General features: G+C 40.2%; 14 protein-coding genes. 6 read left to right on the top strand and 8 right to left on the bottom strand.

Annotated elements, in window-relative coordinates:
- Entirely contained in the window at window positions 1–690 is a 690-nt protein-coding gene (phoB, locus tag RM552_RS00975; RefSeq protein ID WP_311368244.1) for a phosphate regulon transcriptional regulator PhoB, read from the bottom strand.
- A 175-nt stretch (window positions 691–865) separates the two neighbouring features.
- Between phoB and rdgC the strand changes: the two genes are divergently transcribed.
- On the top strand, window positions 866–1,759 hold the full coding sequence (rdgC, locus tag RM552_RS00970; RefSeq protein ID WP_311366929.1) for a recombination-associated protein RdgC: 894 nt from the start codon (window positions 866–868) through the stop codon (window positions 1,757–1,759).
- A 99-nt stretch (window positions 1,760–1,858) separates the two neighbouring features.
- Here rdgC and RM552_RS00965 read toward each other — a convergent pair whose 3' ends face one another.
- The 5 genes from RM552_RS00965 to folB all read right to left on the bottom strand — a co-directional run bounded on the left by RM552_RS00965 (window position 1,859) and on the right by folB (window position 5,014).
- Window positions 1,859–2,692, bottom strand: a complete 834-nt coding sequence (locus tag RM552_RS00965; RefSeq protein ID WP_311366928.1) for an HDOD domain-containing protein — start codon at window positions 2,690–2,692, stop codon at window positions 1,859–1,861.
- 145 nt (window positions 2,693–2,837) lie between these two features.
- On the bottom strand, window positions 2,838–3,200 hold the full coding sequence (locus tag RM552_RS00960) for a histidine triad nucleotide-binding protein (protein ID WP_311366927.1): 363 nt from the start codon (window positions 3,198–3,200) through the stop codon (window positions 2,838–2,840).
- Between the two features lie 127 nt (window positions 3,201–3,327).
- On the bottom strand, window positions 3,328–4,128 hold the full coding sequence (locus tag RM552_RS00955; protein WP_311366926.1) for an undecaprenyl-diphosphate phosphatase: 801 nt from the start codon (window positions 4,126–4,128) through the stop codon (window positions 3,328–3,330).
- On the bottom strand, window positions 4,125–4,640 hold the full coding sequence (gene folK, locus RM552_RS00950; protein ID WP_311368243.1) for a 2-amino-4-hydroxy-6-hydroxymethyldihydropteridine diphosphokinase: 516 nt from the start codon (window positions 4,638–4,640) through the stop codon (window positions 4,125–4,127). The genes RM552_RS00955 and folK overlap by 4 nt, the downstream gene beginning before the upstream one ends.
- Window positions 4,637–5,014: a dihydroneopterin aldolase gene (gene folB / locus RM552_RS00945; RefSeq protein WP_311366925.1), complete on the bottom strand. Its 378-nt coding sequence runs from the start codon at window positions 5,012–5,014 to the stop codon at window positions 4,637–4,639. Before folB ends, folK begins: the two co-directional genes overlap by 4 nt.
- 100 nt (window positions 5,015–5,114) lie before the next feature.
- Here folB and plsY point away from each other — a divergent pair, with 100 nt between their 5' ends.
- Window positions 5,115–5,702, top strand: coding sequence for a glycerol-3-phosphate 1-O-acyltransferase PlsY (gene plsY, locus RM552_RS00940; RefSeq protein ID WP_311366924.1), 588 nt, complete (start codon window positions 5,115–5,117; stop codon window positions 5,700–5,702).
- Here plsY and RM552_RS00935 read toward each other — a convergent pair.
- Window positions 5,699–6,754 (bottom strand): hypothetical protein, encoded by a 1,056-nt coding sequence (locus RM552_RS00935; RefSeq protein ID WP_311366923.1) that lies wholly within the window; start codon window positions 6,752–6,754, stop codon window positions 5,699–5,701. The two genes, plsY and RM552_RS00935, sit on opposite strands and share 4 nt — an antisense overlap.
- A 130-nt stretch (window positions 6,755–6,884) precedes the next feature.
- A complete protein-coding gene (tsaD, locus tag RM552_RS00930; RefSeq protein ID WP_311366922.1) occupies window positions 6,885–7,898 on the bottom strand; it encodes a tRNA (adenosine(37)-N6)-threonylcarbamoyltransferase complex transferase subunit TsaD in 1,014 nt (337 codons plus the stop codon).
- Window positions 7,899–8,173: 275 nt separating this feature from the next.
- Between tsaD and rpsU the strand changes: the two genes are divergently transcribed.
- The 4 genes from rpsU (at window position 8,174) to rpoD (ending at window position 12,834) form a co-directional block, all read left to right on the top strand.
- Window positions 8,174–8,389: a 30S ribosomal protein S21 gene (gene rpsU, locus RM552_RS00925; protein ID WP_006013751.1), complete on the top strand. Its 216-nt coding sequence runs from the start codon at window positions 8,174–8,176 to the stop codon at window positions 8,387–8,389.
- 109 nt (window positions 8,390–8,498) lie between these two features.
- The gene (locus RM552_RS00920; protein WP_311366921.1) at window positions 8,499–8,945 is read left to right on the top strand and encodes a GatB/YqeY domain-containing protein; all 447 of its coding nucleotides are present in this window, start codon (window positions 8,499–8,501) and stop codon (window positions 8,943–8,945) included.
- 10 nt (window positions 8,946–8,955) lie between these two features.
- Window positions 8,956–10,725, top strand: a complete 1,770-nt coding sequence (gene dnaG, locus RM552_RS00915) for a DNA primase (protein WP_311366920.1) — start codon at window positions 8,956–8,958, stop codon at window positions 10,723–10,725.
- 285 nt (window positions 10,726–11,010) lie between these two features.
- Window positions 11,011–12,834, top strand: a complete 1,824-nt coding sequence (gene rpoD, locus RM552_RS00910; protein ID WP_311368242.1) for an RNA polymerase sigma factor RpoD — start codon at window positions 11,011–11,013, stop codon at window positions 12,832–12,834.
- Window positions 12,835–12,889 lie beyond the last annotated feature (55 nt).

Raw genomic sequence — 12,889 nt, 5'->3', positions numbered from 1 at the left:
TTACCGTTTTACCGAAAATCTATAACCCGATCCACGCACCGTCTGGATAAGTGTGTCGTGGCCATTTTCTGAAATAGCTTTACGAAGTCGTCTAATATGCACGTCTACAGTACGGTCTTCAACATATACATTAGTACCCCAAACATTATCTAGAAGTTGTTCGCGGCTATAAACACGTTCTGGGTGAGTCATAAAAAAATGCAAGAGTTTGAATTCGGTGGGTCCCATATCGATAGGCAAGTCCTTACTCATGACGCGATGTGAAACTGGCTCTAATACCAAACCATTAAATTCAATTGGTTCTTCTTTTGAGGTAGGCGTAACACGGCGCATTACCGCTTTTATTCTTGCTACCAACTCTTTGGGCGAAAATGGCTTAGTTACATAGTCATCGGCACCCGCTTCAAGACCGCGGATTTTGTCGTCTTCTTCAGAACGAGCTGTAAGCATGATAACGGGAATATCTTTTGCAAACTCATGCTGCTTCAATTTTTTTGCTAACTGTACACCACTGCCGCCAGGCAACATCCAATCAAGTAAAATCAAATCGGGGTAAGGTTCACAAATTTTATTTAAACCAACGTCGTAGTCTTCTGCTTCGTCCACAATAAAACCCGCCTGCTCCAAAACAAGGCTAAGCATGTCGCGTATAGGTGCTTCGTCTTCAACCAAAAGGATAGTATGAGACATCTTCTTTTTCACTCGTGTCATAGATTTTGACCGTATTATTGGAGTGATGTGTGACAGTTTTATGAAACATCTAACAAAATAAGTCAAGTTTTTTGCTTTTTTATGACAAAACGATTTTGACCTGTCTTAGTCAGACTGCTACTCTCTCGCCTCTTTTTTCTTGGATATTCAAAATATGTGGTTCAAAAACATAAAAATTTATCGCCTACCCGAAGACTTTACGATCGACACTGCACAATTACAACTACAATTAGAAGCTATGTCTTTCAAAGCATGTCAATCACAAGAAATTCATAGTATGGGATGGGTAAGCCCTATTCCGCAAACTGATAGTCTTTTCCAACAAGCAAATCAAGATATATTATTCAAACTTAAACGGGAGAGTAAATTATTACCTGCTAGTGTCATCAATGATGAACTCAATTTAAAAGTTGGCGAATTTGAATCAGAGTCAGGTTCACCTATGCCTAAAAAAGCACAAAAAGATTTAAAAGAAGAAATTACTAATCGATTATTGCCGCAGGCTTTTAGTAAGTACAGCCACATTAATGGCTTTGTATCATTAGATAAAAAGCTAGTCATTATTGACGCTAGTTCCGATGCAAACGCTGAGGTTTTTTTAGCATGTTTACGTAAATGCTTAGGGTCATTGCCAGCGCTCCCTTTAGCCAAAGCCTCACAACAGCATATATTGACTGATTGGTTAATGAAAGATTGTCCAGCAGACGTAGAATTGCTAGACGAGGCTGAATTTCAGTCAAGTGCAGATAATGGTGGCACTATTAAAGTTAAAAAACAGAATTTAGACGAAGACGAAGTGCTTGCCCATATCCAAGCTGGAAAACTAGTGCAGAAACTAGCCATTGCTTTCAGCGACCGCTTGACTGCTATCATAGAGCATGATTTGTCTGTCAAACGTATCAAATTTACCGATATTGTCATCGAGCAAAACGAAGATATTCCAAAAGGTGATGTCGCGGTTAAGTTAGATGCTGACTTTGTTTTGTTTGCTAGTGAGATAAAAAGCTTTATTGCCAAGTTGGAAAATGCATTTGAATTAAACGAATAGTACGCAGTATGGGCCACAAACACGCGTTGCACTGTCATCCCACGCGTTGTAATGTCATCCCACGCGAAGGCGTGGGATCTCCAAACTCTCTTGCCTAGCCTAAGCGAAAATACCCTTAGCGGCGTCAGTTAAAGCAACAAACTCGTCTGAGTGGTATTCTTGAACATCTTTGAAAAGACCTCTTTTTTGTGCACTAGCAAGCACTTCATCTTTTTCATCTATATTGCCAGACAATGCCGCACCCACGCGAATAAAATCGATATAACCTACAGACGACGAGGTATAGTCTAATTCACGCCAATGCTCAGCCACTTCTATAAAAATTTCGTTAAACTTCCATTTACGCATAATACTGCCGCCAATTCTCCCCGATAGCTTGTCTATTGCTACATCTAAAAAAGTTGGATTTGCAAATACGCTGTCATGTCTTTCGGCTTCAGTCAAAACTGGTAAGGCGCCAATATCGGCAACTAATGCCGAGAGCGTCATAGTGTCTACGCTCAGTGAATTGTCTTTTGTGGTTTTTTGAAAGTGCGTCATAGCGGCCATGGCATGCGCAACCACGTCAATCATTTTAACCCACTTTTTATCCATATAAGCTTTAACAATTTCATTTTTTGATACAAATAATTGCTCCATAGCTAGCGCGGTTGCAATATTCTTAACTTGTGATAAGCCAATTCTAGTAACGGCTTGGGATGTTGAAGCAACTTTAATCGCACGTCCTAAATAGGCGCTATTGGCAATTTTTACCATTCGCGCACTCAACGATGGATCTTGGCCAACAACCTCTGCCATCGAATTTAAATTAATATTTGGGTCATCTGCCGCTTTTCGCACTTTCAGCGCTATTGCAGGTAATGTAGGTAGTACTAAGGTGTCATTGTTGATTTTTTCAACCAAAATTGTAAGAAGTGCATTTTGCGTAGACATTTAATAAGCCTTATTTATTGAGTCAGTATTTTACTATTCCTTAAGCACTCGACGCGTTATGTATGTATTTTTTACATAACAACTATCGTAATACATGCTGATATTTAATGAAGAATCTTTAGATTGGATGGTTTTAACAATGCGCTTATTCAACTTTTAAACGGTCAGTATAGGGTGGCCAACCAAGAGGTTTACCTGCCAATACATGTAAATGAATATGATACACAGTTTGACCGCCATCTGCGTTACAATTCATTACCGTCCGATATCCTTGCTGGTCAACGCCAAAGTCTTTAGCTACTTTTGCTGCAATCCGATGCATGTAACCAACTACTGCCTCATCTTCCGCAGAAATATCGTTCGTTGTCGCTATTTCTTTTTTTGGAATCACCAAAAAATGTATAGGTGCTTGAGGACTAATGTCTTTAAAAGCCAACACTCTTTCATCTTCAAATAAAATATCGGCAGGAATTTGTTTTTCAATAATTTTTGTAAAGATAGTAGTCACTTTTTATCCTTATTTTTTTAAAGGGATTATTTGTCTAGATAATATAAGCAATATTAACTGGCAAACACCATTTGTAATTTAACAAAATTGCATGAATTTTATACAACTGAAAGCTCGTAAGACTTAGTTAAGTAAAAACAAAATACAGTAAAACAAGGCCTAAAATTAAACGATAAATAACAAAGGGCAACATGCCAATTCGCGATATCCAACTTAAAAATAGAAAAATACAAAAATAAGCGGCTACAAATGAAAAGCCTGCTCCATAAATAAGTGCTTGCCAATCAACCGTTGTTTTTGCCTCAAGTAAGTCCAAGGCTGAAAAAAGCCCTGCCGCTAGAATAATCGGTATTGAAAGTAAAAAAGAGAAGCGCGCGGCACTTTCTCTATTTAGTCCCAACATCAGACCTGCAGTCATGGTAATCCCTGAGCGTGAAGTACCAGGAATTACTGCGATAGCCTGCGCTATACCAATCAATATAGTGTCTTTAAGTGTCAAATTGTCGGTAGTGCGCGTTTGTTTTGCCTTTGCATCGGCATACCAAAGCAATAAACCAAACACAATGGTAGTTATTGCGATAACTAGTGCTGAACGTGCATTTAATTCAATCCAGTCTTTCATTAAAAAACCGAACAAGCCAGCCGGTATTGTGCCTAGCACGACCCACCAAGCTAGTTTGCTATCGTTGCTTTGTTGCCGAGTAAACCCCTGACCAAACCAAGCAAGAGACAAGCGCCAGATATCTTGTCTAAAATAAATCATGACCGCGAGTAAGCTACCAACGTGCACAGCAACATCAAAGGCTAAACCTTGATTGCGCCAGCCCAAAATTTCGGCCGGTAAAATCAAATGAGCAGAGCTCGAAATGGGTAAAAACTCAGTTAAGCCTTGAATAATAGCTAAAATGATAATTTCGTAAATGGTCATTTAGGGCTTTTGCTCCATGTAAAAGTAATTGGCCATAATTTTTGTTTCTGGCCTGCCACGCTTTTAGAAAAATTCGCCCACAAATCAGCATAAGTATGACGTGTAACAGGGTGACGAAGTTCTGGCACTAATTCAGCCATAGGTTGCAATACAAAAGCGTTATATTCGATTTCATCACGTGGTAACACAACTGGCTGCTCACATACTTCATTATTGTAGGTCAATAAATCTAAATCCAAGGTCCGACTTGAGAACTTTACTTCTCGCTTACGACCATGGTCGTCTTCGATTTTTTTTAAACATTTGCACACTTCACCGATGGTCTTTGATGTGTTAGCTTTTACTACTAAATTATAAAAATTATCACCATTAAAACCGACTGATTCGCTCTCATAAACACTTGAACAAGATAAATCATCAAATGCCAAGGCTAAGGCATTTAAGCCACTTCTAGTATTGTCTATTTTATTTATGTTTGAGCCAACACTAATGAGTATTAAAGAGCTCACTATGCATTTCCTTGAGCTTGACGGGTAATTTGAATCCCTACCGCGCTGACATTGTTTAAGATATCAGGTTTATTTATTTTGAGAGTGAGCGTTGTAATCGCAAATTTGTCTAAAATAGTCGTCGCCATTTCTTCGGCGAGAGCCTCCAACAACTGATATGATGCCATGTCACATATTTGTGCTAGACAATTAGCAACAGCACCATAATCAATGGTGTCTTTAACATTATCTGACTGCGCTGCTTGGCTTAAATCGCCCTGCATTATAAGATCGACGATGATACGTTGTTTGGCCTTACGTTCAAACTCATAAACACCAATAAGTGTTTCTAGCTCTAGCCCTTCTATAAAAACAGTATCCATTTTCAAATATTTCAACGCTGTCATTCTTGTCAATAGTTCGCTAAGCGCAGTTTGTTATGTCGCGCTAGCTCTAGTACCCTATAAATAGTGTATCGCGAAACAACGGCTTAAGTATATGACTACATCAATAGTTTTTTTTGTTGTTGGCGCATATCTTATTGGTTCAGTTTCAAGTGCCATTATTGTAACTCGCTTGTTTGCCATACAAGATATTCGTCAACAAGGTTCTGGAAATGCTGGTGCAACTAACGTTCTCAGAGTTGCCGGCAAAAAAGCAGCTGCTATCGTTTTTTTGTTTGACCTATTGAAAGGCGCTATTCCAGTCTATGCTGGTTTTTTGTTTGGCTTGGCTCCCATAGCATTAAGCTTAGTTGCAATTGCGGCTTGTTTAGGCCATATATTCCCCGTGTTTTTTCAATTCAAAGGGGGAAAAGGCGTAGCCACCGCTCTTGGTGCGTTAATGCCTTTAGATTGGGCTTTGGCAGGATGTTTATTTGGCACATGGCTATGCGTTTTTACAATTGCTCGAATTTCGTCGGTCGCGGCGATAGTTACCTTTAGCCTTGCACCTATTTACACCTATATTTTCGAACCCGACTACACCATTGCAGTGACACTTTTATGCCTGCTTATTATTGGCAAACATCGTGACAACATTAAACGCTTGTTTAGCAGTAAAGAAAAAGCAAAAAATAAGTCTTAGTGATGTCTGCTTTTGCCATATCGTTTAAACCCAAGTAATACTAACGAAACGCTAAATAATAGGGATATAGCAGGGCCATTTACCTCAACTGATTGTGGATCAAACAAAACGGTATTTCGCTGACTAAAGCCGGTTAAAAAATCGAAGCGGGTACCAACATCCATGTCAATTAGTATGCGATAACTAAATGCCTCGCTAATACTGGCAGTACTTATATTACCGCCACCTTCAGCACGGGCCGAAGTTGAAAGCAAAAAGCCACCAAAGTTTGGCTCATTTGTGGTGAGTCTTTCAAATACCGATGCATTAGCGTTGCTCTGGACAATATCTGGGTCATAAACGCTAGTTAAATCTAAAGTTGCGTTTACGCCCGCAACGTTCTCAAACAATGTAAATAAACTCATTGCCGAGTTTGCAAATCCACCTAAGCCTTCATATTCACTAAACAAATCAAAACTCACATTACCTGTTATAAAAAATTGTTGGCGTTGATTGCTAATATTTTCTAAGGTATACCCTCGGGTCATGTTGTATCTAGATTCTGCTTCAGCGGCAACGGTTTGGCTCAACAAGACTAACTCAGCAGCTCCGCTATTATTTGTATCTCTCTGAATAATTGAGGAGGCTGTAGGATCAGCATCAGGGTCATTAACCGTTCGTACCGAAATATCATAATCGCTTTGTGCACCCTCGGCACCTGCATTAAATGTAGTGCGGTTATTTCGGCGAGCCTCATATGGCAGTACCGGATTACTAAATGGGTTAGCTACTTGAACTTCACTCGCATTTTCATTTATAGCACTTTCCTCATCCACCTCACTACGCGCATTCCCTCCAATAGAAAGAGTCTGCGGCGTTGTTGAAAGTCTTATTCCTTCAGGCACGCGTCCATTGTTTACCGAGTAATTGTGTGTATACTCTAATTCACTTGTTGCTTGCGTAATGATGGCAGCTTGTGCGTTGTTTCCCAGAACAGTTCCGAGAAAAATATTAGAAAAGAGGGCAACAGAAAATAAAGAGCTTACGCAAAAAAAGTGTTTTTTTAATAGCATGTTCTAATCCTTAGATATAAGTAAATGATAAAAATCTCATATCCAATAACACACCAATTTTCTTAGTTTTACATGAGTATGTTTACCTAATTTTTATTTCCGCATACCTAGTTTTAGTGTTAGCTTGAGCTTAAATAGCGCTCAAGGACTCTAGTGACCAACGAGGCAAAGACTTTGTGCTTACATCGCTAGTTTCGCCAGCCAACATGCGTTGACAACCTGCATAGGCGATCATGGCGCCATTGTCAGTGCAATACTCAAAACCAGGATAATACACTTCAAAACCATGTTTGCCGCTGGCCTGCGCAAATTTTTCTCGAAGCATTTTGTTGGCCGCGACACCACCGGCCATTACAATGCGCTTTAAACCTGTTTGTTTTAGTGCTCTTTTGCACTTGATGAGCAAAGTGTCTACTACTGCTTCTTGGAATGCGTAGGCTATATTAGCTTGTGTTTGTGGATCGTTTGGCTCCGTGCGAATCGTATTAGCCACATGGGTTTTTAGGCCACTGAAGCTCATATCCAAACCGGGGCGGTCGGTCATTGGGCGAGGAAATTTGTATATACCACCGCGTCCATTTTCGGCTAATTTTGCTAATAAAGGCCCACCTGGATAATCTAAACCCAACAACTTAGCCGTTTTATCAAACGCTTCACCTGCTGCGTCGTCAACAGATTCGCCGAGTACTTTATATTGACCAATGCCCTTTACATCAACCAGCATGCTATGACCACCCGATACTAAAAGGGCGACAAATGGAAATTCAGGTGGATTATCGTCGAGCATTGGCGCCAATAAGTGCCCTTCCATATGGTGCACTCCTAAACTAGGAATATCCCACGCATAAGCCAATGCTCGTGCCATCGATGAACCCACTAGCAACGCACCAATTAAACCAGGCCCTCGCGTGTAGGCTATGCCGTCAATATCAGTACTGTTAAGATTTGACTTTTCTAGGGTAGCTTGCACCAAAGGAACAATCTTACGCACATGATCTCTTGATGCGAGTTCGGGCACTACACCGCCATAATCGGCGTGTAACTTCACTTGACTATACAACTGTTGAGCAAGTAAACCTTTTTCGTTATTGTAAATAGCGATGCCTGTTTCATCACAAGATGTTTCTATGCCTAATACGTTCATATTTAAATGTTTTTCGCTATATTAAAGATTACGCGTTATTATAATTGATAAGCGTGCGAATATCCTGTTTTGCAAGCAACAAACATGATTTTCAAGTTGAATGTAAATTTATGTACTTTAATCGCTTCATTTTCACTATTTATGCTTTACAAAAGGCAAAATAAGCATTACTATTTCGCACCATTTTTTAACCCGAGTGCCAAATTGGGCGCGTCTTTAATAAGAAACAGACGCAAAATACTCGGACGATTTAATTGCAAAGGTGAAGAGTAAACATGCCAATCGTGAAAGTAAGAGACAACGAACCGTTTGATATCGCATTGAGAAGATTCAAGCGTTCATGTGAGAAAGCGGGAGTGCTTTCTGAAGTTCGCCGTCGCGAATTTTTTGAAAAACCAACGTGGGAACGTAAGCGCAAAAAAGCCGCTGCTAAAAAACGTCACATGAAAAAATTGGCTCGCGAGAACGCACGTCGCGTAAGATTGTACTAATTAAGTACGTCAATTAATTTCGAAAACGGGCGTCTTGAGACGCCCGTTTTTATTTGTATCGATTCTTTTGTCCACCTATTTGAATGAATAATGTTAAGGAAGCTTCAAAATGTCATTATTAGTAACTTTAAAAGACGCCCAAAAAAATGCTATGCGTAACAAAGACAAGCTAGCTTTGGGAACTATTCGAATGGCACTGGCAGCTGTGAAACAACGAGAAGTAGATGAACGTATCGAACTCAACGACACAGATGTTTTGCAAATTTTAACCAAAATGGTAAAACAGCGCCAAGAGTCAATCACACAGTTTGTTAAAGGTGGTCGTCAAGATTTAGCCGACAAAGAACAAGCCGAAATTGAAGTGATTCAAACATTTTTGCCACAACCGCTTAGCCAAGACGAAGTGATGAGTATTGTCGAACAAGCAATTGCCGAAACCGGCGCTGCTAGCATGCAAGATATGGGTAAAGTTATGGGAAAAATAAAACCACAATTACAAGGTCGCGCAGACATGGGCGCAGTAAGTGGTATAATTAAGTCTAAACTAAATGCGTAAGTAAACTTTTATGGCTGGTCGTATACCCAACGATTTTATTGATGACTTAATCGCCCGCAGCGATATAGTTGATATCATTGATAGCCGAGTAAAACTAAAAAAAGCAGGCCGCAACTATCAGGCTTGCTGCCCCTTCCATAATGAAAAAACCCCTTCGTTTTCGGTGAGCCAAGAAAAACAGTTTTATTACTGTTTTGGTTGTGGCGCAAAAGGCAATGTTATTAGCTTTATCATGGATTACGACCGTCTCGATTTTGTTGAAGCGATAGAAGATTTAGCAGGTCAATATGGCCTTGAAGTTCCCCGTGAGCAAGGCAAAGCAGGTGCAAACCCGAAACCAGATAAAAACGAACGTGAGCAAGACTATCAGTTGATGGAACAAGTTGCGCAGTTTTTTGAACACCAACTCAAACATCACGAAAACGCTGACAAAGTGATTAATTATTTAAAAAATCGAGGGCTCACAGGCCAGGTTGTCAAGCACTGGGGCATTGGGTACGCACCAAGTGAATGGGATGGCGTTACATCTAAATTTGGTATTAAACCAGAACAAATAAAAAGACTGATTGATTTAAAATTAATCAACGAAAACGATAATAAACGCCGCTATGATTTTTTTAGGAATCGGGTCATGTTCCCCATTCGTGATAAACGCGGCCGCGTTGTTGCCTTTGGTGGGCGAATAATAGATGAAGACGGCCCCAAATATCTTAATTCTCCAGAAACACGCTTGTTCCATAAAGGCTATGAGCTATATGGTCTATATCAAACGCGCCAAGCTAATCGTCAATTAAGCCGCGTATTAGTGGTTGAAGGATATATGGATGTTGTTGCGCTATCTCAGTTTGAGATCAATTATGCAGTAGCTGCGCTAGGCACAGCCACTACGCCTGAACATATTCAAATGTTGTTTAAATCTACAAGTGAAGTTGTATGTTGCTACGACGGAGACCGAGCAGGACGCGACGCAGCATGGCGTGCACTTGAAAATGCATTAGCGTTTTTACAAGACGGTAAAGTGATGAAATTTTTATTTTTACCTGATGGCGAAGACCCTGATTCTATGGTTCGCAAAATTGGTAAAGACGCATTTGAAGCGCTAATGGCAAAGGCAAAACCACTATCGAGCTTCTTTTTTGACAACCTTACCGACAAGCATCCCGTGGATTCCATTGAAGGCAAAGCAGCATTAAAGGCTCAGGCAATACCACTTATTGATAATATTGTCGGCGAAAATCAACGTGGTCTAATGCATGCTCAATTGAAAAGGGTTTGTGGCGAAGGAGACGGCCATGACTATAGCAACGATGTAAAAAAAGCGAATCAACAACGCAAAATTAAAAAAATGGATTATGCTGAGCCTCAGCAATTGAGTTTATCACCTGTACGGATGATGATTAGGCTATTGCTTGAGTCGCCAAGTTTAGCCACTGAGGTCAAACTCGCCGACCCTAGTATGCTAAATCCTAGAATGATTAAAGGCTTGCCTATGCTCTTAGAAATACATCAATACTGCCAAAAATCCCCTAGCGCTAATACTGCGCAGGTGTTTGAAGCATTTAGAGAGCATCGTCACATAGCGCACTTAAGTCAATTATTTATGTCTCCCATAGAAAACAAAATTGATCTGTCTGCAGAATATGTTGCTTGTTTCAAGACCTTAGTAAAGTGGCAGGTAGAAGCTCGCTTAGATAGCTTAATGGCTAAACAGAGTATGCAGCCCCTAAGTCAAAGTGAGACTGAAGAACTAACACTATTATTGAAAGAATCAGACCGTTAATTTTCAACAGTACAAGCGCAAAAACAGTAATTACTTTTAAAGTGATGAAAGTGAGGATTAAAGGTGCACTAATTAGCCACTTAACTCGTATACAAACAGTAGAAATGAAACACTTTCGTATGCTATACTAGCGAGTTCGAATTTATAGCGTTGTTATTAATGAACTGATAGTCAACTTATAACAAACTGGTAGCGCATGAACGCTCGAGTTAACTAAAGAAAATGCTAGATGCGACAAGGTAAAAGTGTGCGCTATCGGGTTTTCTCAATTAAGGTTTAAGGTATATTGTGCAAAGCAAGCAATCCCAGATAAAACTCCTGATTGCCAAGGGAAAAGAGCAAGGTTATTTAACTTTTGCTGAAGTAAACGATCACCTTCCGGCTGATATCGTCGATTCGGACCAAATTGAAGACATCATTCGCATGATTAACGACATGGGAATTCAGGTATTCGAAGCGGCTCCTGATTCTGATGAGTTGTTAATGCAAGAAACAACAACCGACGAAGACGCTGCAGAAGCAGCTGCGCAAGCCTTAGCGACCGTGGAAAGCGAAATTGGTAGAACGACCGACCCAGTCCGCATGTACATGCGTGAAATGGGCACCGTTGAACTGCTAACGCGCGAAGGCGAAATAGAAATAGCCAAGCGTATTGAGGAAGGTATTAACCAAGTACAATGTTCAGTTGCTGAATATCCTGAAGCAATTACATATTTGCTTGATCAATGGGACTTATACGAAGCTGAAGAAATTCGTTTAAGCGATATTATTATCGGTTTTGTCGATCCTAACGAAGACGACGTTGCTCCTACTGCTACACATGTTGGGTCTGAGTTATCGCAAGATGAGCTTGATGACGAAGATGACGATGATGACGATGACGAAGAAGAAGACAATTCTGTCGACCCAGAAGAAGCTCGTGAAAAATTTGCGGCGCTTCGTAAGCAATATAATATTGCGCGGGACATTATAGAATCAAAAGGTCGTTCTCATAAAGAAGCAAAAGCAGAAATTAAAGAATTAAGCGAAGTATTTAGAGAGTTCAGATTAGTACCGAAACAGTTTGATCGTATGGTTAAAAACATGCGAAACATGATGGATCGTGTGCGCATTCAAGAACGTTTGGTAATGAAATTTTGTGTTATCAATTCTAAAATGCCGAAAAAAGACTTTATCAAAGCTTTTGCTGGCAATGAAACAACTACTGACTGGTTATATACACTACTCGATAGTTCAGCAAGCTACGTACCTAATTTGCTCGAATTTAAGGAAGAGATTGAACGCTGTGTAAGTAAGATGAACGCAGTGGAACAAGAAACTGGCTTGATCATTCCGGACATTAAAGACATTAATCGCCGGATGTCCATTGGCGAAGCCAAAGCGCGTCGTGCGAAAAAAGAAATGGTCGAAGCTAATTTACGTCTTGTTATTTCAATTGCTAAAAAATATACCAATCGTGGATTACAATTCTTGGATCTTATCCAAGAGGGCAACATCGGTCTTATGAAAGCCGTTGACAAATTTGAATATCGTCGTGGTTATAAATTTTCTACTTATGCCACTTGGTGGATTCGACAAGCAATCACTCGGTCAATTGCCGACCAGGCTAGAACAATCCGTATTCCAGTGCACATGATTGAAACGATTAATAAATTAAACCGTATTTCGCGTCAAATGTTGCAAGAAATGGGTCGTGAACCAACACCTGAAGAACTTTCTGAGCGCATGATCATGCCTGAAGATAAAATTCGTAAGGTATTGAAGATTGCAAAAGAGCCAATTTCGATGGAAACGCCAATTGGCGATGATGAAGATTCGCACTTAGGTGATTTCATCGAGGATACTACCATTACGCAACCACTTGATTCAGCTACCGGTGGCAGTTTAAAAGATGCCACTCAGGAAGTATTAGCTGGGCTAACTGCACGTGAAGCGAAAGTATTAAGAATGCGCTTTGGTATCGATATGAACACCGACCATACACTTGAAGAAGTGGGTAAGCAGTTTGATGTAACCCGTGAGCGGATCAGACAGATTGAAGCGAAAGCTTTACGTAAACTTCGTCACCCGAGTCGTTCTGAGCAACTTAAGAGCTTTTTGGACGAATAATTCAGACAGCTTAGCATCTATTGAAAAAGCCAGACATAGTCTGGCTTTTTTGTAT

It is taken from the genome of Glaciecola petra (assembly GCF_031846345.1).
In the GTDB taxonomy this organism is placed as follows: Bacteria; Pseudomonadota; Gammaproteobacteria; order Enterobacterales; family Alteromonadaceae; genus Glaciecola; species Glaciecola petra.
Note: the sequence above shows the minus strand (reverse complement) of the source record. Positions and strands in the feature narration are given on the sequence as shown.